Raw genomic sequence first — 18535 nt, 5'->3', positions numbered from 1 at the left:
GGCCGCACGAGGACGCGTTTCCGGTCAGGATCCCGATGTCGCATCCGATTGGTCAGCACGTGCCGTGAGCGCAGCTTCGAGTGCGTCTGCGAAGCGGACCGACACGTTCCACGGTGACAGTCGCCGTGAGAAGGCGTCGTGCGTCGTGACCGGCGCGTAGGTGTCCGGCGACGCCAGAGCCGCTGCGATCCCTGACTCTGGTTCCTCGGGATCGTAGAACGCGATCCAGTCCTCGCCTTCGAACTCATCGCGAAGGTGGGGCTCGCCCGGCAGGAGTGCTCGGACCCCGAACGTCGCGGCGAGGTGGAGGCTCCCCGAGTTCAAGATCGCCCGGTAGGGGTACACGGCGACGTCGGCGGCTCGGAACCACCGGTCGACGTCCTCATCGCGGATGAACGAGTGGTCCCGGATGACCCGCACCCGGCTGGGGAGCGAGTCCTCGACCACGGCGAGGTCTTCTGGACGCGTCCTGCCCGCAAGGAGCAGGACCGTCCTGCGGGACTCGTCGTCAGGAAGTTCGTCGACGGCGGCGAAGAGTGCGTCGAGCCCCTTGTACGGTCGCATCTGCCCGAAGAAGAGCACTGCGCGGTCCGTCGGCCCGATGCCGAGCTCACGGCGAGCGGACCGTCGATCCGACGTGTTCGAGTAGACCCCTTGGTAGCTCGGGTGGGGAATCTGCACGACGCGCTCGGAGGGGAGCGCGTAATGCTCGGCGGTCATGTCCACCGTCGCCGGCGACAGCGCGTGGATGACGTCGGCTCTGGCCGCGAGTTGCCGACACAGCTCGATCTCGGAGTCGCGGAACTTCGCATCGTGGGGGAGGACGTTGTGGATCGTCCACACCAGCAACACCCCACGTCGCTGCGCTTCGTCGACGGCGGTGACGAACCGGGCAAGACGCGAGCGTGCGTCCTCCGCGTCCTCCGCGCGCTGCACGATCGGCGCAGTCCAGTGCAGGTGGAAGACGTCGCCGGCCCCGAGACGCTCGAGGAGCGCGACACCGCTCGCGAATGCGGTCGCGTGCAACATGTCGAAGCCACGAGTGCGAGGGGCGAGGTACAGGTAGTTCAAGTACGGGTTGTCCTCCCACGCGGGGAAGACGCCGATCCGGCGGGTGCTCAGCATTGCGCTCCTCGGTGGACTTCAGTTGGCGAACAAGACGAGCGACAGCAGCCTGCCGACACTGGGCCCGGCAGCTGCCAACGGCTCTCGTCGGTCGACCAGGTGCCACCGCGCGTTCGCCAACAGCGGTTCGTAGGACGGCAGCAGATCATCAGGGAGAACCCCGACCAGGTCTCGCATGAGCTCCACGAGGACTTCGCGGTTCTCGATCGAGGAGCCCAGGCCCCGTGCAGCAGCGATGCTGGCAGAGAGTTCGGTCGACGCCGTGGCGGGGACACCGCTCCCGAACACACTGAGAGCGGGGACCTCCGAATCCTGCAGCGGACCACCGAGTTCCGTGAGCGTGAGCGCGGCACGCCCTGCCGCAGCGGGATCCGTCGTCTGTGCGTCACGAGAGCGGAGCACCGTTTCGAGGACATCGAGTCCGTCGGCGCCGTCGAAGTGGGCGCTCGTCGTCGCGACCGCGGCGGAACTCAGCGTGTGCAACGGATGGACAGCGGGACGGCCCGAACGCGCCGCGGAGACGTACCGAGGGGCTCGGAAGGCGACGTAGTGCTGCTGCGACGACGACGGGGACGTCGGATCACCGCCGATCGATCGCAGCCCCTTCTTCACCTGTGCGACGTAGGCCTCCGCAGCTGCACCCTCCAGACCCGATTCGGCCTGCATGCCCTCAGCCGACTCCGCGCCCCAGATGCGTCGGGCGATGGCGTTCCCGGCGGAGTCCACCGTCACCGTCGTTGTTTCGTGCGCAGCCTGGGTCGAAGGTGCCACGACGTCGTACAGTCCCAAACCGGTGGCTGCCCAGCCCGACAACGCCGCAGCGTCCGAGATCTCCGGCACAGCCTCGATCGCCCGGCCGCCTGCCCGGCCGTGCAGTCGCTCGACGGCGCCGGCGTCGGCTTGCAGCGTGACTCCTCCCTCAGTGCCCGCGAGGTCGAGTGCGCCTTGCAGCACGGCATCGCCGTCCGGAGACAGGTGGACGGACGTCGGCAGGATGCCAGGGACCTCGCGGAGCACCGATGCGAGGAAACCGGCAGACCGTCGGGCTGCATCGACGGGAGCGGAACTCGATTCGAGAAGCGTGCCGAGCGATGTCTCGTCCGTGTCGACGAGGAGCGGGCGACTGCACTGCACCGTCACGCCGCGTCCCGGGGCGACCATGGTGATCTCCCGCACCACCGTCTCGGTGGACAAGTTCTGGGCTGTTCGCCAGGACAGGCCGGTTCGGGCGAGCAGCGCCTCAGCATTCGGCGAATTGACGAGCCCGAAGCGGTCCCTCAGGTCGGTGAGCACCAACAGCGAGTCCGAGAACGCGACGAATCCGGGTCCGTGCGCCTGCAACACCGGAACGGTCCCGAAGAGGTCGTTGCCGAGGCGCAGCTCGTGACGGGTCCAGGAGGCCTGCACGAACGAGCCGGACGGGGTCACTCCGCCGCGTGGTCGCGCACGGTCCGATCGCTGCCAGCCGGCACTGCCGAACGCCACGAACGAGGCGGCCTCGGACATCGCGACACCCGTGAAGAAGGACCTGCCTCGAATGGCCGAGGCGACGTCCGGGCTCACGATCCGGACGGAGAAGGTCCCGTTCAAGCGTGTCGACCACTGTTCGGACGCGGGGGACTTCCTGAGTCTCAGCCAATCGTCGATCGAAGCTGTGGCTGAGTCGTCGTGCACGACGATGAGGTATCTCGACACCACACGATCCTACGGGCCGTCGGGGAGCGGGAGTGGCGTCGCCGTGCCGCGATGCCATCAGGACTTGAGCAATGCGCTATTCTCACGCAGTGTCGCATCGTCGTTCTGTGAGGATCGAGATCCAGGCCCTCCGCGCTGCGGCAGTGCTCTCGGTCGTCCTCTACCACCTCTGGCCGAATCGACTGCCGGGGGGTTTCGTCGGCGTCGACGTGTTCTTCGCCATCTCGGGGTTCCTGATCACCGGGCACCTCCTCAGCGAGGTCGCGCGGACCGGACGGATCGCCGTGGGCACGTTCTGGGCGCGTCGGGTCCGACGCCTCTTGCCGGCCTCGTTGCTCGTGCTCCTCGCGACGGCGGTGGCAGTGCTGCTCGTCGTGCCGAGGACGTACTGGACACAGTTCTCCCACGCGATCCTGGGCAGCACGCTCTACGCCGAGAACTGGGTGCTCGCCTCTCAGGCTGTCGACTACCTCGCCGCGGACAACACCGTCACACCCGTCCAGCACTTCTGGTCCCTCGGGGTTGAAGAGCAGTTCTACCTCGTGTGGCCGGTACTGCTGCTCCTGACGGTCCTCGTTGCACGCCGTCACGCGCACCGGGGCGTCGTTGTGGTGCTCTCGGTGCTCTTCGCGGGCTCACTCGCCCTCTCGGTGTACACCACGGCGACCAACCCGAGCCTGGCGTACTTCGGGACGCACATCCGGGTGTGGGAGTTCGCAGCAGGTGGGCTCGTGGCAGCGGTGCAACCCGGGGTGCTGCGTGTCGACGTCCGCGTGCGCGCAGCGCTCTCGTGGTTGGGCTGGGCGGGGATCGCCGCGACCCTGTTGCTGTTCACCGGGGAGACCCCGTTCCCGAGCGCCACCGCGCTGCTCCCGGTTCTGGCGACCTTGGCAGTGATCGTCGCGGGTGCGCCCGCCGCCGGAGACGAACGGATCGACCGTTGGACTCCGACGGGGTTCATGGGCTTCGGGCCTGTGCAGGTGCTCGGGGACCTGTCGTACTCCTTGTACCTCTGGCACTGGCCCTTGATCGTCATCGTCCCGTTCGCGACGGGTCGCCCTCTCGGCTTCGTCGACAAGGTCGTGATCCTCGTCGCCGGGGTGCTGCTCGCGGCCCTCACGAAGCGGTTCGTCGAGGACACCACCCGGAACGCGATGTCGAGCGCGCGCCGCCGCAACGTGCTCACGTTCGGAGCAGCGGGCCTTGCCATGGCGCTCGTCGCCGCGGTCCCGCTCGGGACCGTTCAGTACACGCAGACCATTCAAGCTCGGAGTGCGGCAGCAGCCAACAAGCTGGCCTCGAGCGGTTCTGATTGCTTCGGCGCACCCGCGATGCTGTCGACCAACACGTGCGACGATCGCCCCAAGGCCGCTGCGCTGCTCCCGGACCGGGCGAGCTTGTTCGACGACACCGGGGGCGCTTTCTCCTGCTACCGCCCAGCGGGCCAGGCAACCCTCCAACGCTGTTCCTTCGGAGCGGAGGCCACCGACGCGAAGAAGGTAGCGCTGGTCGGTGACTCCCACGCAGCGATGCTCATCCCCGGGCTCCGCGACCGCGCCGCCCGAGCCGGGTGGCACGTGGACACGTTCGTCGGGAACGGCGGTGTCTGGCGCCTACCCGACTCGGTTCCGGCGGGAAGTGACCGGGACTACCTCCAGGCGCTCCAAGACGCTCTGGTCGGGGGCGGTTACGACATGATCCTGACAACCGCCCATCGAGACCTGCAGACGACCGACTCGCGACAGCGCACGATCGTCCCGGCGATCGACGGCGCCTGGCGGGTTGCTCAGGAGGCCGGGAGCAAGGTCGTTCCGATCCTGGACAACCCGGAGATCACGACGGGAGCACTTTCCTGCGTCTCAGACGCCCCGGCCGATCAACGGTCCTTCGACTCGTGCTCGGTTCCCGAGCAGCAGGGACTCGGGGGTGCTGATTACAACGGCCTGGCGGCCGACGCGGCGGGGATCGCAGCTGTGGACCTCCACCAGTACTTCTGTCGTGACGACACCTGCCCGGTCGTCATCGGCGGGGTCATCGTCTACCGTGACGCCCACCACATGACGGCCACCTACAGCAAGACGCTCGCGCCGTTCCTCGTGGAGGCCGCCGAGCGGGACGTCGATTAGTGCGAGTTCGTTTCGTCGTCGCTGGCCTCGTTGTGCTCGTCCTGTCCGCTGCGGCGGTCATCGCGGTTCCCATCGTCCTGGCCGCCACGCCGCAGGGGTCGGACGGGCGGATCGACGCTTCGACAACGGCCTCATCGGTGCCGTCCGCTGGAGCTCCGACGAGCACGCCCACGCTCGCACCGACGGGCGCACCGATCCGGGTTGCGGTGGTCGGAGACTCGCTCAGCGCCGGGGCGTCGGGGTACCTCGGCAACGGCCTCGACTCCGGCAGCTGGATGACCTACGCGCAGGGCGGTCGGATCGAGTACGCGGGCGGCTGGGCGCACGCGGGAGCGACCCCCGAGGAGATGGCAGCTGCCGTCCGACCGCTGAGCGATGTGGACGTCCTGGTGATCATCGCGGGAACCAATGCAGTCCGGGTCGGAGTGTCATTCGAGCAGGAACGATCCGCGTACGACCAGATCGTCAGGACGATCAAGCCTCGGCAGGTGATCGTCTCCTCGATCCCTCCCTACGTCCCCAATCCACGCGGTGGAGTCCGGTACAACCGGGAGCTTCGCGCCTACGTGCAGACCAAGGGGTGGGACTGGTTCGACGCGTGGGACTTCGCGCGTGACGGCAACGGTTGGAAGACCGGATTCTCCATCGACGGCGTCCACCCCGGTTCGATCGATGGCTACCGCGCTCTCGGCAGGAACCTCCGCTGGCACATCCTCGACACCGCCGGCTGACCGACGGCGTCAGATGCTCCGAACGGCGTGCTCGACCTCGTGCAGGACGCAGCAGAAGGACTCGCCGTCGACCACGAAGGCATCACGTCGAGGAATCGGGTCTCCGCATTCGGCGCAGTGCACCACGGAGCGGTGTGTGATGCGTCCGAGGTGATCGACGAGTGACATGCCGCGACGGTACGCTGCGACCCAGTGCTCACGCCTCGGACAGGCTGGCAGAACGGTCAGACACCACCGTGAGCTGGCCGCGAGGCCGGGTTCACGATCTCAGCCCAGTGCCCGGACGACCCGCTCGGCTCCGGCATCCGCCGAAACCACCTCGGCGAAGTCCCCGTCGGCCACGACCTGTCCCGCCGCGAGCCACACGACGTTCCGCGCACCCGGCTGCGGCACGAACGACGGGACTACCGTTCCCGAACCGCCAGCGACCAGCACCGTGACGTCGTCCAGTCCGCTCGACCCCCGGTACCAGGACGTCGGCAGGTCGACCTGCACGGAGTGACCGGCAGTCTCGAGCGCCGTCACGAGCGCGCTGACGTCCGCCACCCGGGTCCCGTCGTGCTTCACCGCGACGCGAAGGCCAACAGCCCCAGCAGCCCCGAGAAGGTCCCGGACGACGATCGGCCGCGACGACCGCACCATCACGGCGTGCCCCTTCGGCAGCCCCGGATCGACCCCGAGCCACCGCAGTCCGGCGGCCTCGTAGTGCCCTGCTGCGTCCGCCGCCGGGTACTGCCCACGCCAGCGCTCGTCGAACACGCGCCGGTTGTCCACGCGGGCGTCGTCACGACCGGGGGTGCGGCTCTCGTGGTGCACGACGACCGAGGACGGCACGACGGCGAAGGCCGAGCCGTCCGGTGACGCGGCGAGGGCCCGGAGGCACAGGTCGACGTCCTCGAGCCCGTTCGCGAACACCGGGTCGAACCCGTGCCAGCGGATCAGGTCGACGGCCCGGAACGCAGCGGCAGCAGCAGTGATCGCCGAGAAGCGGCGACCACCGGCAGCGCCCAGCCGGGCGGCGTCCGTCCCGACACCCGCGAACGCCCGCGAAGCGTCGTACCGCGGGTGGTCGCCCAGGAAGTGCCAGGGCAGCACCTTGTCCCCGCCGAACACCGTGCCCGCTGCCTGCACGACCCCGTCCGGGTACACGAGCAGCGGTTGCGCGCCGAGCACCGTCGGGTCGTCCAGCGCGGCGACGAGCGGCCGCAGCCATCCGGTCGTGACCTCGGTGTCGTTGTTGAGCATGACGACGGTGCCGCCGGTGGACCGGGCCAGGCCGAGGTCGCTGCCCAGCCCGAAGTTCCGGTTCCGGTCCTCGCGCTGCAGCAGGACCCGCGGCTCGTCGCCGAACCAGGCTCCGAGCACAGCGGACACCGAGCGGGGGGACCCGTTGTCGATCAGCACGACCTCGACCCGGTCGCCTTCGTGGTCGGCGGCGTGCAGCACGGCGTCCACGGCGCGCCGGGTCATCGTCCAATCGCGGAACACCGGCACGACGACGGAGACCAGCTCGGCGTCGCGCGCCGGTACGGCGTCGGCGAGGGCGTCCCAGTCGATGCGGTGGCGGGCGAGGGCGACCTCCTGCCACGACGCGGGCTGCGCGGAGGAGAGCCGTCGGGGGTCGCGGACGTTGTCGTAGTCGACGCCGATGACGGGCACGTACGCGGGCACGCCGGAGCGCTTCCCGATGCGCAGCAGCCACTCCCAGTCGATCCAGCGGCGCAGGGTCTCGTCGAACGGCCCGGCGGCGGCGACGTCGCGACGGACGACGAGCGCGTTCAGGTCGATGAAGTTGCCGGCGAGCAGGTCGTCGAGCGTGCCGTCCTCGCCGCGGTACGTCTCGGCGGGCGCGGTGGAGTCGTCGGCGTTGTTCGCGCCGATCATCCGGACGCCGGTGTGCACGCCGGGCCCGTCCGTCTCGAGCAGCCCGGCGAGTGCGGCGGACAGGTGCTCGGGCCGCCAGGTGTTGTCGGCGTCGAGGAACGCGACGAAGTCGCCGCGGGCGGCCGCGAGTCCGGTGTTGCGCGCCGCTCCGGCTCCGCCGTTCTCCCGCTCGACCAGACGGACGCGCGGCTCGTCGGCGGCGATGCGCCGCACGACGTCGGCGGTCTCGTCGCCGGATCCGTCGTCGACGACGAGGAGTTCCCAGTTCGCGTGCTGCTGCGCGCGCACCGAGGCGATCGCCGCGCCGACCACGTCGGCACGCCGGTACACCGGCATCACGATCGACACGAGCGGTTGCTCCGCGTCGCGCCGTGCGACCCCGCGCGGGTAGCGGGCGAGTGCCTCGGTGACGTCGGGTCCGTCCCACGTGGCCCGGTAGCGACGCCGGGTCCGGTACTGCGCGTCGGCGAAGGCGCGGGCAGCGGAGACGGCTGCGTCGCGTGCAACGCCCCAGGTGGGTGCGTGGCCACGGCGGCCGGGAGGCACGGGGAGCGTGGTCGCGTCGGTCGCGTTCCGCAGGAAGGCATGGAGCGCATCGAGCGTGGACGCCGGGCGGTCGGCTTCCGGCACCGAGGCGGCGTACACGCCGGCGTCGAAGAGCGGTCCGGTCTGGAAGAGCTCCGGGCCCTCCTGGTGCAGGGCGTCGTACCAGGACATCGCGGGGACGGGCTGGTGCTCGCGCATCCACTCGTGCTCGATGAGCGGGTGCAGCGAGAGCCCCCGCTGCCCGTCGTTGTGCACGTAGAAGGCGATGGCCTCCGCGTCGCTGTCGAACGTCCGTCCGGTCTGCGCTTCGAGGTACGCGCGGTCGAGGACACCGAACTCGGCGATCCGCCGGGCCCAACGGTCGAGCCGGTCCGTGACGGTCAACGGCTTCTCGGGGCCACGGAACGGACGCGCCAGGCGTCGCGCGACGCGGCCGAGGCCCTTCGCCTCGGCCATCAGCGGCGACCCGGCAGTCGTGCGGCGACCTTGGCGATCGCCTGGCCGGTGCGGAACGAGCGGCTCGCGCGCAGGTCGTCGAGTTCGCGGCGGAGCCGGGTGACCTCGTCGGAGGCGTTCGCCGCCGCGACCTCGGCGGCGGTGAGGTCGAGGGGGAGGAGCGCTGCCCAACGGCCCTCGAGGGCCTCGGAGCGCGACGCGAGCGGTGCGGCCAGGCGACGGTCGAGCTCTGCGCGCGCCGCGACGAGTCCGCCGTGGGTCGTGGCGACGACGTGCGGGTCCAGCAGGGCGGCGACCTGGTCGGCTCCGGCCCGGTGCGCTCGTGACGACCACGGTGTCGAGGTCGGCTCGGTCCGGACGACGACGAGCTCGAGCGACCGCCGGTTGGCGGCGACGACCTCGGCGGGCGTGGGGTCCACGAGGACGGTGACGGTGACGAGGTCGTCCGGGTTCGGGGTGTCGGAGGTGACCGTCCACCCGCCGGGGGCCGACGTGCCGGGGGCGAGCCGGGCCTCCAGGTCGAAGCCGTCCGCGTAGGCCGCGTCGATCTCGCGGACCAGGCCACCGGCGTCCGCGACGTGCCGCAGGTCGACGGCGAGGCGGGGCGGGGGGCCCGCGGGTACCAGGGCGTCGGCGAAGCGCTCCGTCGCCGTCGAGCCGTGTCGCTGGTAGGCGGCGACTGCGTCCGGCAGGAACGGGTAGCGGCGCTCGAGTTCGCGCTGGTGGGCGGCCCGCAGGGCGTTGCGGTTGCCCGAGAAGCTCTTGCCGCCGGCGTGCAGGACCAGCGCGCGGTTGGCGATCCGCGACGTCCAGCCGTGCTCGGCGAGGCGCAGGCAGTAGTCGTTCTCCTCGCCGTACCCGGGGGCGAAGGCGTCGTCGAACAGCCCGTGCTCCGCGATCAGCTCGCGGCGGGTGAGAAAGCAGAAGCCCATCGCGACGGGCAGGACCTGCGAGACCGGCAGGAGCGGGGCGACCGCATCCCAGACGGCCCGCGTGCGCTCCTCGGTGCGTGCGGCGCCGCGGTTCGTCAGGCGGTAGGGGATGCTCGCGATCGTGGCGTTGTCACTGCGCGCGGTGACGACGCCGGTGCGGTCCTCGTCGAGCACGTCGAGCATGGCGTCCAGGAAGCCCGCGGTGGGGACGGCGTCGCTGTTGAGGAGCAGGACTGCCTCGCCGGCGTCGCCGGCGTCGTCGGTGCCGCGGTCGAGTTCGAGGACGGCGCGGTTGCAGGTGCCCACGAACCCGAGGTTGCGGTCGTTGCGCTCGTACCGGAACCCGGGGCGGCCGTCGATCCGCTCGAGCAGGGCGCGCTCGATCGCGTCGGCGTCGGGGCCGCAGTCGTTGACGAGCAGCACGCGGTGCACGGACGTGTCGAGGTGCTCGACGAGCCCGTCCACGCAGCGCAGCAGGGACTCGAGGTCCCCGTAGACGGGGACGACGACGAGGGTGGTGCGGGTCATCGGGTGGACTCCTCGTGGTGGTGCTGGCCGTCGTGCTCGATCGCGGTGGCGAGTGCGTCGACTGCTGCGTCGAGCGGACCGCCGAGCGCGTGCTCCGCGAGCGGGGCGAAGCCGGTGGGGCCCTCGGCGGCGGCGCGGCGGACGGCGTCGGCCACGGCCAGGCCGAGCGACCGGGCGTCGGCAGGGACCGCTGCCAGGTTGGGGTGCAGGTGCTCCCGGGTGCCGCGGAACTCGTTCGTGACCACGCGGGCACCGGAGATCGCGCCGTCGAACGGCGGGTGGCTCGGGTGCGGACTGTGCTGCAGCGAGAGCACGACGTTGGTCGAGGCGATGAAGCGGAAGTAGTCGTCCCACGGCATCGTGCCGTGGCTCACGAGCTTGACGTCGCCGCGCCCGCCGTCGAGCTCGACGTCGCCGTGCTGCTCGCCGGCCGAGTGGAACTCCACCCGGATGCCGTCGGCCGCGAGCTCCTGCACCGCGACGCGCAGGGCGGCGACGCCGAGCCGGAACAGGTTGCGGTGCTTGCTCGGGCGTCCGTAGAACAGCACCCGGACCACGTCCTCGTGCTGTCGGGCAGCCGCGACGCGCTCGAGCAGCTCGACGTCCAGGTGTGGTGCGAAGGTGCGCTCCGGCGGCACGTCCAGGTCCTCGACGTCGGCGAGGTACTTCCGCAGGGGTTCCGAGTTGACGAGCATGCGGAAGCCGGCGCGGTAGGTCGAGGCGGCCACGGCGTACTCGGTCGACCACGGGCTGAAGCCGGGCTCGTAGTCCTGCACCAGGTACGCCACCCGGTCGTGGGGGACGACCCCGGCGGTGACCGCGACGTCGAGCGGGTGCGCGGTCTTCCAGTGCGTTGCGATCCAGACGTCGTCGCGGCCGAACTCGGTGTCCAGGACGTCCTCGCGACGGACCACGCGGACGCCCGGGCGGCCGTCGGCCCGCGACTCCGGGAACCGGTCCGCCACGAGCGCCTCGGCCGCGGCGGCACTGTTGCCCGGCGTGGTCCAGCGGACCATGACCACCCGAACCGACCGGTCCAGTCGCGCACCGAGGGCGAGCGCGACGGCCAACGCCGTCTGGACCCCAGCGAACGCCGCGCCCTCGCGGAGCTCGTCCACCACGAGCACCACCTCGGGCTCGCGGTCCACGGTCCGGATGCCCGCCAGGGCAAGGCTCGTCTCGACCAGCCCCTCGAACGGACGGGCGGCCAGTGGTGCTCGGTCGCGCTCGCGCCGTGCCACGCCGACGTCCACGCGGGACACCGTCCGCCCCAGCCGCTCGCGGACGTCGTTGCGGTAGTGGCCGTCCCGCGCGTACCGCTCGTTCACCCGGACGAGGTCGCTGACGAGGCGCCGTGCCTTCTCGAAGTTCATCGACCCTCACGTTACTGGGCGTGGGGGTGCACCTCGGTAGGCTTGTCCCCTGATGATGCAGCGAATCGACCTCCGTGGTGGCCTGCCCGCCCGTGCCGAACTCCTCCGACTCATGCCGCGCGCCGTGGGCGACGTCTCGCACGCGGTCGACGCCGCCCGCGAGCTCGTCGAGGACGTCCGACACCGCGGAGCGGACGCGCTGCGCGACCAGGCCGAACGCTTCGACGGCGGCGCCCCGGCGAACGTCCGGGTGCCGGTCGCCGAGATCGCGGCAGCCGTCGCCGGGCTGACCCCCGAACTGCGGGAAGCGCTCGACGAAGCCATCCGTCGTGTCCGTGCCGCGAGCGCCGCGCAGGTGCCGGCCGGCTCCGTCACCACGCTCGCCGACGGCGCCGAGGTGCACCAGCGCTGGCAGCCGATGCGCCGTGTCGGGCTCTACGTCCCCGGTGGCAAGGCCGTCTACCCGTCGAGCGTCGTCATGAACGTCGTCCCCGCACAGGTCGCCGGGGTCCGTTCGATCGCGCTCGTGTCCCCGCCGCAGCGCGACCACGGCGGTGCGGTCCACCCGACCATCCTGGCCGCGGCCGGGCTGCTCGGCATCGACGAGGTCTACGCGATGGGCGGTGCCGGCGCGGTCGGCGCGCTGGCGTACGGCGTCCCCGCGATCGACCTCGAGCCCGTCGACCTGGTCACCGGTCCGGGCAACAACTACGTGGCCGCGGCGAAGCGCCTGGTTCGCGGGGTCGTCGGCATCGACGCCGAGGCCGGCGCCACCGAGATACTCGTGATCGCGGACGAGACCGCCGACCCCGGGTTCGTCGCCGCCGACCTCATCAGCCAGGCCGAGCACGACGAGCAGGCCGGCAGTGTGCTGGTGACGACGTCGGCGACGTTCGCCGATGCGGTGGAAGCCGCCATCCCGGAGCGCACGGCGGTGCTCGGGACGGCTGCGCGCCTCCAGACCGCCCTGGACGGACCGCAGTCCGCGATCGTGCTGGTGGACTCGCTCACGGACGCCGCGACCGTGAGCAACGCGTACGGACCGGAGCACCTGGAGATCCAGACCGCCGACGACGACGCGGTGCTCGCCGACATCGACGCCGCCGGAGCGGTGTTCGTCGGACCGAGCACGCCCGTCAGCCTGGGGGACTACCTGGCCGGCTCGAACCACGTGCTGCCGACCGGTGGTCAGGCGCGCTTCGGGTCCGGCCTGTCCGCGTCCACGTTCCTGCGGCCGCAGCAGGTCGTCCGCTACTCGGCGTCGGCGCTCGACGGGGTCGCCGCGCACATCGTCGCCCTGTCGACCGAGGAGCAGCTCCCCGCGCACGGTGCCGCCGTGACGGAGCGCACGAACCGATAGCCTGGGCGACGACATGTTCTGCCCCTTCTGCCGCCACCCGGACTCCCGCGTCGTCGACTCACGGACGAGCGACGACGGAACCTCCATCCGCCGCCGTCGACAGTGCCCGAACTGCGGACGACGCTTCTCGACCACCGAGACCGCGTCGCTCAACGTCGTCAAGCGCAACGGCGTCACCGAACCCTTCAGCCGCGACAAGATCGTCTCCGGCGTCCGCAAGGCCTGCCAGGGGCGCCCGGTCACCGACGGCGACCTGGCCGTGCTCGCGCAGCGCGTCGAGGAGACCGTGCGGTCGTCCGGCTCGAGCCAGATCGACGCCAACGACATCGGCCTCGCGATCCTCGCGCCGCTCCGGGAGCTCGACGAGGTCGCCTACCTGCGGTTCGCCAGCGTCTACCAGGCGTTCGACTCGCTCGAGGACTTCGAGGACGCCATCGGCCAGCTCCGCCGCGACCACCACGCTGCGGGCGCGTCGGCGGGTGCCGCCGGTTCGGCCGCGGGTGCCGCCGGTTCGTCGGCCGGTGCCGGCGCGTCGGCGGGTGCCGCCGGCTCGTCGGCCGGTGCCGGCGCGTGAGCGGCATCGCGGAAGGCCTGGTCCGTTCCGGGTACGCCGTCGTCTTCCGGTCGGTCTTCGCCAAGATGGACCCCGAGCGGGCCCACCACCTGGCGTTCGCCGTCATCAAGGCCCTGCCGCACGTGCCGTTCGTGGGCGGCCTGGTCGAGCGCTACTCCCGGCCCTCGGCCGCCGACGGCATCACCACGATGGGCATCCACTTCCCGTCCCGCTTCGGCCTCGCCGCCGGGTTCGACAAGGACGCCCGCGGCATCGGCGGCCTCGGCCTGCTCGGCTTCGGGCACGTCGAGGTCGGCACGATCACCGCGAAGCCCCAGCCGGGCAACGAGCGTCCGCGCCTGTTCCGGCTCATCGAGGACCGCGCGCTCATCAACCGGATGGGCTTCAACAACCACGGCGCCGGCGCTGCGGCCCGACGCCTCGAGCGCGCCCGCCGCAACCCGGGCCGGCCCGTCATCGGCGTGAACATCGGCAAGAGCCGCGTCGTCGCCGTCGAGGACGCCATCGACGACTACCTGGAGTCGACGCGTCGCCTCGCGCCGTTCGCCGACTACCTGGCCGTCAACGTCAGCTCCCCGAACACGCCCGGCCTGCGCGGCCTGCAGGAACTCGACCAGCTCCGCCCGCTGCTGTCCGCCGTCCGCGACGCCGCCGGTGACACGCCCGTGCTGGTGAAGATCGCGCCGGACCTGACCGACGAGCAGGTCGACGCCATCGCCGACCTCGCGGTGTCGCTCGGCCTGTCCGGCATCATCGCCAATAACACGACGATCTCCCGATCAGGACTCACCGCGGACCCGGCCGACGTCGAGGCCATGGGTGCCGGCGGACTCTCCGGCGCGCCCGTCGCAGCGCGTTCGCTCGAGGTGCTGCGTCGCGTCCGCGCCGCGGTGCCGGCCGAGTTCTGCGTCATCGCCGTCGGCGGTGTGACGACCGAGCAGGACGTGCAGGACCGCATCGACGCCGGGGCCACCCTGGTGCAGGGCTACACGGCGTTCCTCTACGAGGGGCCGAGCTGGGCCACCCGCATCAACCGCTTGCGCCGCAAGCGGCTGCGTCGCGCCGCCCGCTGAGCGCGGGGGCGCGGGCGTGCCCGCCCGCCCGACCGTCCCGACTCCGCCGTCCCGACTCCGCCGTCCCTCCAGGTTCCGAAATCTCGGCATCTCGCGGCCCATAGCGGCCGTTCGTGGAACCTCGACGACACGCACGCGGCGAGTCGCGGAACCTCGCCGACCACGCCTGGGACGGGAGGCACGGTGCGACCCCGCCCCGTGCCTCCCGTCTGCCGGTGCGTCGCCACGCCCGGATGCGGCCAGCGAGGTTCCGAGATTTCGGAACCTCGCCGCGCCAGCGGGGCCGCTGTGGAACCTCGGCGGCACGCACGCGGCGGGTCGTGGAACCTCGGCGGCACGCATGCGGCGAGTCGCGGGGCCCGGGCCCCGAATCTAAACCCGAGCCGCGGGCTCCGGAACGACGAAGCGCCGCCCGGCGAGGCCGGACGGCGCTTCGGAAAGCGGCGCTGGGGTCAGAGGGCGGGGTACTGCCCGCGCTTGACCTGGGGCTTCGGCAGGCGCAGGAACCGCAGCTGCCACGCCCGCGTCAGGATGTACAGGAACGTGCCGCGCTGCATCTCGCCGAACTTGGTGGTGAGCTTGCGGCGCATCGAGAGCCAGAGCACCACGCAGTCGAGCACGAACAGGGCCACGAACGCCCAGACGAGCAGGAGTGAGTACGACGCGATCGCGGTCTGCGAAGCGGCGAACCCGACGATCAGGAACAGCACGAGCACGGGCATCATGATCTCGCCGACGTTCCAGCGCGCGTCGATCCAGTTGCGGACGAAGCGACGCTGCTCACCGCGGTCCTTCGCCGGCAGGTAGCGCTCCTCGCCGTTGGCCATGCCGACCCGGGCACGCTCGCGCTCGGAGTTGAGACGCGCGCGGGCGGCCTTCTTGTCGACCGGCGAGTTGCCGACGAGGGGACGGCGGTTCGCGGCCTCGCGCTCACGGCGGGACGGCGTCGGGCGGCCCTTGCCCTGCTCGAGGAGTTCTTCCTCGGTCGGGTTGACGGTCGTGTTGGTCTTGGGGGCTGCCTTCGCCACGGTGCGTTCCTAACGGCGTTGTGCGTGCGGGATCGTCCTCTAGATTACCGGGCATGACCGACACCGCACAGCCCAGCTCCGCGACCGACCCCGCGCTCCTCGACGCCCTGCGCGAACAGGTGCAGGGTGCACTGCCCACGACGATCGCGGATCTGTCTGCCCTGGTGCGTCTGCCGTCGGTGTCGTGGTCGGCGTTCGACCCGGCGAACGTGCGGGCGAGCGCCGAGGCCGTGGCGGACCTGGCGCGGTCCACCGGCGTGTTCGGCGCCGACGACGTGCGGATCGTGCGGTCGGCCGTCGACGGGGACACGGCCGACGCCGAGACCTCCGGCGCTGAGCTCGGCCAGCCCGCGGTGCTCGCCGTCCGCCCGGCCCGGAACGGCAAGCCGACCGTGATGCTCTACGCCCACCACGACGTGCAGCCGCAGGGCGACGACGCACTGTGGGAGACCCCGCCGTTCGAGCCGACCCTCCGCGGCGACCGTCTGTACGGGCGCGGCGCCTCGGACGACAAGGCCGGCGTGATGACCCACATCGCGTCGCTGCGGGCGATCCACGCGCAGTTCGGTGACGACCTCGACCTCGGCGTCGTGCTGTTCGTCGAGGGCGAGGAGGAGTTCGGCTCCCGGTCCTTCCGCACCTTCCTGCGCGAGCAGAAGGAGCACCTGGCCGCCGACGTCATCGTGGTGGCCGACAGCGACAACTGGTCGGTGGACGTGCCGTCGATCACGGTCTCGCTCCGTGGCAACGTCACGTTCAGGCTCACCCTGACGACCCTCGAGCACGCGAGCCACAGCGGCATGTTCGGGGGAGCGGCCCCGGACGCGATGATCCCGATGGTGAAGCTGCTCGCGTCGCTGCACGACGACGCCGGTTCCGTCGCGGTGGAGGGGCTCACCTCGTACGAGGCCGACGTCCCGTCGCGCACCGACGACGAGCTCGCCGTCGACGCGGCCCTGGTGGCGGGCGTCCGGCCGATCGGCACCGGCGAGGTCCTGTCCCGCATGTGGTTCCAGCCGTCGATCACCGTGACCGGCATGGACGTGCCGAGCGTCGCGAACGCCTCGAACACGCTGCTGCCGTCCGTCTCGGCCCGCGTCTCGGTCCGGGTCGCGCCCGGCCAGGACGCGCGCGAGGCGTACGCCGCCGTCGAGCGGCACCTGCGGGCACACGTGCCCTTCGGCGCCCGCATGGAGATCACCGAACCGGACAGCGGCGACGGCTTCCTCGTCGACACGGCCGGTTGGGCCGTCCAGGAGGCACGCACGGCCATGCGCGAGGGCTGGGGTGCCGAGGCGGTCGAGCAGGGCATCGGCGGCTCGATCCCGTTCGTCTCGGACCTCGCCGCGGAGTTCCCGGAGGCCCAGATCCTGGTCACCGGGGTCGAGGACCCGGACACCCGCGCCCACAGCCCGAACGAGTCGCAGCACCTCGGCGTCCTGCACCGGGCCATCGCGTCCGAGGCGATCCTGCTCGCCAGGCTCGCGACGCGCAGCTGACGGTGCTTACAATCGACGCCAGGCGCGGTGAACCGCACCGCCCGGAGGGAGACGCGCGATGAGCGACACCATCACCACCGACGCACCGGCGACCGAGGCAGCCTCGCACGGCGTCCTCCTGAGCGACGCCGCGGCCGGCAAGGTGGCGAGTCTCCTCGAGCAGGAGGGCCGCGACGACCTCCGCCTGCGCCTCGCCGTCCAGCCCGGGGGCTGCTCGGGCCTGATCTACCAGCTGTACTTCGACGAGCGCCTGCTCGACGGTGACGTCACCGCCGAGTTCGACGGGGTCGAGGTCGTCGTCGACAAGATGAGCGTCCCGTACCTCGACGGCGCGACGATCGACTTCGAGGACACCATCCAGAAGCAGGGCTTCACGATCGACAACCCCAACGCGCAGGGCAGCTGCGCGTGCGGTGACAGCTTCCACTGATCGCCAGCCGATCCGACACGCGAGCGGGGAGCGACCGACACGGTCGCTCCCCGCTCGCGTTCGTCGGTGCACCTGGTCGCAGCGTGACCGGGGAAAACGGCCGGTCAGGAGTGCGGATCGCGGCGATGAGCGTGTCGGGTGTGCACGAGCGGTGGCGAGCTGCGAGTAAGCTAGGAGTGTTCCAATCAAGCTGGGAGCCAGCCAAGTGTCGCCTTCGTGCGGCTCGGCGGGTTCGGCTCCGAGCTCACGTCTTTGCGAGAGGTAACAGTGCGTTCGAATCGCCGTATACGTTGGGCGGCCGTCCCGGTGGCCGTCGGTCTGGTCATCGCACTGGCTGGCTGCACGCAGCAGCAGATGAACGGATGGCTCCCCGGCACGGAGGAGACGAAGAACGTCACCAACCACACGAGCCGCATCGTCGGCCTGTGGACCACCAGCTGGGTGGTGCTCCTCGCCGTCGGTCTCATCGTCTGGGGCCTGATCATCTGGGCCGCCATCGTGTACCGCCGCCGGAAGGGCCAGACCGGCCTGCCCGTGCAGATGCGCTACAACATGCCGCTCGAGATCTTCTACACGATCGTGCCGCTCATCCTGGTGCTCGGCTTCTTCGCCTTCACCGCGAAGGACCAGGCCGCGATCGAGAAGCCGTTCGACGACCCAGACGCCACCGTGCACGTGTACGGCAAGCGCTGGGCGTGGGACTTCAACTACATCAACAAGGACAACCCCGAGGACAGCGTCTACTACCAGGGCATCCAGGCCCAGGAAGAAGAGAACGCCAAGGGCGCCATCGACGAGTCGCAGCTGCCGACCCTCTACCTGCCGCAGGGCAAGAAGGTCGCGATCGAGCTCTCCTCGCGCGACGTCGACCACTCCTTCTGGATCATCGACTTCCTGTACAAGAAGGACATGCTCCCCGGCAAGACGAACTGGGAGTACTTCATCCCGGAGAAGCTCGGGACGTACCAGGGCAAGTGCGCGGAGCTCTGCGGTGAGTACCACTCGCTCATGCTCTTCCAGGTGAAGGTCGTCACGCCGGCGCAGTACCAGGACTACCTCGACACCCTGAAGGACCAGGGCAAGGTCGGGCTCCTCGGCGACGAGTACAACACCAACACGAACGAACCGAACAACAAGGCGCCGGTCGAGGCGTCCAGCGAGAACAAGTAGGGGCT

Annotated in this window: 15 protein-coding genes; 8 read left to right on the top strand and 7 right to left on the bottom strand. The window is 70.9% G+C overall.

Translation table 11 applies throughout. The features are described from left to right. Nucleotides 1-24: 24 nt before the first annotated feature. Entirely contained in the window at nt 25-1125 is a 1101-nt protein-coding gene (locus ACVKXF_RS12975) for a glycosyltransferase (protein WP_456795943.1), read from the bottom strand. An 18-nt stretch (nt 1126-1143) separates the two neighbouring features. Continuing rightward, nucleotides 1144-2421: a hypothetical protein gene (locus ACVKXF_RS12970; protein ID WP_456795942.1), complete on the bottom strand. Its 1278-nt coding sequence runs from the start codon at nt 2419-2421 to the stop codon at nt 1144-1146. 506 nt (nt 2422-2927) lie between these two features. Between ACVKXF_RS12970 and ACVKXF_RS12965 the strand changes: the two genes are divergently transcribed. Together ACVKXF_RS12965 and ACVKXF_RS12960 are read left to right on the top strand one after the other, a co-directional pair. Next, a complete protein-coding gene (locus ACVKXF_RS12965) occupies nt 2928-4946 on the top strand; it encodes an acyltransferase family protein (RefSeq protein ID WP_456795941.1) in 2019 nt (672 codons plus the stop codon). A gap of 137 nt (nt 4947-5083) precedes the next feature. Further along, on the top strand, nt 5084-5677 hold the full coding sequence (locus tag ACVKXF_RS12960) for an SGNH/GDSL hydrolase family protein (RefSeq protein ID WP_456795940.1): 594 nt from the start codon (nt 5084-5086) through the stop codon (nt 5675-5677). Between the two features lie 9 nt (nt 5678-5686). Here the strand turns inward: ACVKXF_RS12960 and ACVKXF_RS12955 are convergent, their stop codons facing one another. The 4 genes from ACVKXF_RS12955 to ACVKXF_RS12940 all read right to left on the bottom strand — a co-directional run bounded on the left by ACVKXF_RS12955 (nt 5687) and on the right by ACVKXF_RS12940 (nt 11396). Further along, nucleotides 5687-5845 (bottom strand): hypothetical protein, encoded by a 159-nt coding sequence (locus ACVKXF_RS12955; RefSeq protein ID WP_396290972.1) that lies wholly within the window; start codon nt 5843-5845, stop codon nt 5687-5689. A 99-nt stretch (nt 5846-5944) separates the two neighbouring features. Further along, entirely contained in the window at nt 5945-8563 is a 2619-nt protein-coding gene (locus ACVKXF_RS12950; RefSeq protein ID WP_456795939.1) for a glycosyltransferase, read from the bottom strand. Continuing rightward, the gene (locus ACVKXF_RS12945; RefSeq protein WP_456795938.1) at nt 8563-10023 is read right to left on the bottom strand and encodes a glycosyltransferase family 2 protein; all 1461 of its coding nucleotides are present in this window, start codon (nt 10021-10023) and stop codon (nt 8563-8565) included. The genes ACVKXF_RS12950 and ACVKXF_RS12945 overlap by 1 nt, the downstream gene beginning before the upstream one ends. Next, nucleotides 10020-11396, bottom strand: coding sequence for a rhamnosyltransferase WsaF family glycosyltransferase (locus ACVKXF_RS12940; protein WP_340196997.1), 1377 nt, complete (start codon nt 11394-11396; stop codon nt 10020-10022). Before ACVKXF_RS12940 ends, ACVKXF_RS12945 begins: the two co-directional genes overlap by 4 nt. A 52-nt stretch (nt 11397-11448) precedes the next feature. Here ACVKXF_RS12940 and hisD point away from each other — a divergent pair, with 52 nt between their 5' ends. The 3 genes from hisD to ACVKXF_RS12925 are packed head-to-tail and all read left to right on the top strand — an operon-like array spanning nt 11449 to nt 14403. Next, nucleotides 11449-12756, top strand: coding sequence for a histidinol dehydrogenase (hisD, locus tag ACVKXF_RS12935; RefSeq protein ID WP_456795937.1), 1308 nt, complete (start codon nt 11449-11451; stop codon nt 12754-12756). Between the two features lie 13 nt (nt 12757-12769). After that, the gene (gene nrdR, locus ACVKXF_RS12930) at nt 12770-13330 is read left to right on the top strand and encodes a transcriptional regulator NrdR (RefSeq protein ID WP_456795936.1); all 561 of its coding nucleotides are present in this window, start codon (nt 12770-12772) and stop codon (nt 13328-13330) included. 5 nt (nt 13331-13335) lie between these two features. Further along, nucleotides 13336-14403, top strand: coding sequence for a quinone-dependent dihydroorotate dehydrogenase (locus ACVKXF_RS12925; RefSeq protein WP_395871853.1), 1068 nt, complete (start codon nt 13336-13338; stop codon nt 14401-14403). Nucleotides 14404-14855: 452 nt separating this feature from the next. Here the strand turns inward: ACVKXF_RS12925 and ACVKXF_RS12920 are convergent, their stop codons facing one another. Continuing rightward, on the bottom strand, nt 14856-15431 hold the full coding sequence (locus ACVKXF_RS12920; protein ID WP_456795935.1) for a DUF3043 domain-containing protein: 576 nt from the start codon (nt 15429-15431) through the stop codon (nt 14856-14858). Nucleotides 15432-15484: 53 nt separating this feature from the next. Between ACVKXF_RS12920 and ACVKXF_RS12915 the strand changes: the two genes are divergently transcribed. From ACVKXF_RS12915 to ctaC, 3 genes are all read left to right on the top strand, one after another. Beyond that, nucleotides 15485-16930 carry a M20/M25/M40 family metallo-hydrolase gene (locus ACVKXF_RS12915; RefSeq protein ID WP_456795934.1) on the top strand — a complete coding sequence of 482 codons (1446 nt, stop codon included), beginning with the start codon at nt 15485-15487 and terminating at the stop codon, nt 16928-16930. A 58-nt stretch (nt 16931-16988) separates the two neighbouring features. After that, on the top strand, nt 16989-17360 hold the full coding sequence (locus ACVKXF_RS12910) for a HesB/IscA family protein (RefSeq protein WP_123312923.1): 372 nt from the start codon (nt 16989-16991) through the stop codon (nt 17358-17360). 267 nt (nt 17361-17627) lie between these two features. Next, on the top strand, nt 17628-18530 hold the full coding sequence (ctaC, locus tag ACVKXF_RS12905; RefSeq protein WP_222661289.1) for an aa3-type cytochrome oxidase subunit II: 903 nt from the start codon (nt 17628-17630) through the stop codon (nt 18528-18530). The last annotated feature ends 5 nt before the right edge of the window (nt 18531-18535 follow it).

Source organism: Curtobacterium sp. PvP017, from assembly GCF_054060195.1.
Note: the sequence above shows the minus strand (reverse complement) of the source record. Positions and strands in the feature narration are given on the sequence as shown.

Bases quoted from the DNA above. Each gene is read 5' to 3' on its own strand.
- ACVKXF_RS12915 (WP_456795934.1), top strand. From the start codon at position 15,485: ATGACCGACACCGCACAGCCCAGCTCCGCGACCGACCCCGCGCTCCTC.
- ACVKXF_RS12940 (WP_340196997.1), bottom strand. From the start codon at position 11,396: ATGAACTTCGAGAAGGCACGGCGCCTCGTCAGCGACCTCGTCCGGGTG.
- ACVKXF_RS12975 (WP_456795943.1), bottom strand. From the start codon at position 1,125: ATGCTGAGCACCCGCCGGATCGGCGTCTTCCCCGCGTGGGAGGACAAC.
- hisD (WP_456795937.1), top strand. From the start codon at position 11,449: ATGATGCAGCGAATCGACCTCCGTGGTGGCCTGCCCGCCCGTGCCGAA.
- ACVKXF_RS12950 (WP_456795939.1), bottom strand. From the start codon at position 8,563: ATGGCCGAGGCGAAGGGCCTCGGCCGCGTCGCGCGACGCCTGGCGCGT.
- ACVKXF_RS12955 (WP_396290972.1), bottom strand. From the start codon at position 5,845: ATGTCACTCGTCGATCACCTCGGACGCATCACACACCGCTCCGTGGTG.
- ACVKXF_RS12910 (WP_123312923.1), top strand. From the start codon at position 16,989: ATGAGCGACACCATCACCACCGACGCACCGGCGACCGAGGCAGCCTCG.
- ACVKXF_RS12945 (WP_456795938.1), bottom strand. From the start codon at position 10,023: ATGACCCGCACCACCCTCGTCGTCGTCCCCGTCTACGGGGACCTCGAG.
- nrdR (WP_456795936.1), top strand. From the start codon at position 12,770: ATGTTCTGCCCCTTCTGCCGCCACCCGGACTCCCGCGTCGTCGACTCA.